The organism is Brevibacillus sp. LEMMJ03, assembly GCF_007197875.1.
Taxonomy (GTDB): domain Bacteria; phylum Bacillota; class Bacilli; order Brevibacillales; family Brevibacillaceae; genus Brevibacillus; species Brevibacillus thermoruber.
In genome coordinates, this window is the sequence record NZ_VKJN01000055.1 from 1 (window position 1) to 787 (window position 787).

The window sequence follows — 787 nt, forward strand, 5'->3', positions numbered from 1 at the left end:
TGTCACCGCCGGGATATAATTGACCCAGGTTCGCCGGAAAGAAAATGACCCACCCTTAGCGAATATATCCCCTTCGTAATTAACGGCCAAGTTAATCTTCGGAGGGAGACACATGCTAAGGAGTGGGATAGTGATATCGTTACATACCATGAGGGCAGAAGGCAAGAGTATTCGTGAAATTGCCCGTCTAACGGGGCATTCTCGAAATACAGTTCGCCGATATCTCCGGGGTGAATTCTCCCCCGAAAAGGGAACCCGTAAATCTCGTGGTTCCAAGCTTGATCCGTATAAACCGTTCCTGCAGGAACGTCTTCAAGAAGGTATCTATAACTGCGAGGTTTTATTCGATCTTCTACGAGAAAAGGGGTATACCGGGGGACGTACCATCTTGAAAGACTATGTGAAGGACTTCCGTCCTCCCAAACAAGTTCCCGCTGTTCTTCGTTACGAGACGAAACCTGGTGAATATGCACAGGTCGACTGGGGACTGTGTGATTACGTAGATTTGGACGGTACAGTCCGAAAAGTGCCGGTATTTGTCATGGTATTGGGGTACTCTCGTTCCACCTATATAGAGTTCACTAAGCGTTGTGACATTCACAGCTTTCTTCGTTGCTTGATTCATGCTTTTGAATATTTTGGGGGCATCCCAAAGGTAATGCTGACCGACCAGATGAAAACCGTCGTACTGGGCATGGGAGATGATCGAAAACCTCGCTGGCATCCGCTTTTTGCCGACTTTGCTGCAGCGATTGGGCTTGTTCCAAAAGTATGCAAAGTTCGACGC

General features: G+C 47.9%; 1 protein-coding gene. It reads left to right on the forward strand.

The annotated features are described in order from the left end of the window. Positions 1-112: 112 nt before the first annotated feature. The coding region (gene istA, locus FOI68_RS22750) for an IS21 family transposase (protein ID WP_143864417.1) at positions 113-787 on the forward strand (675 nt) is incomplete at its 3' end.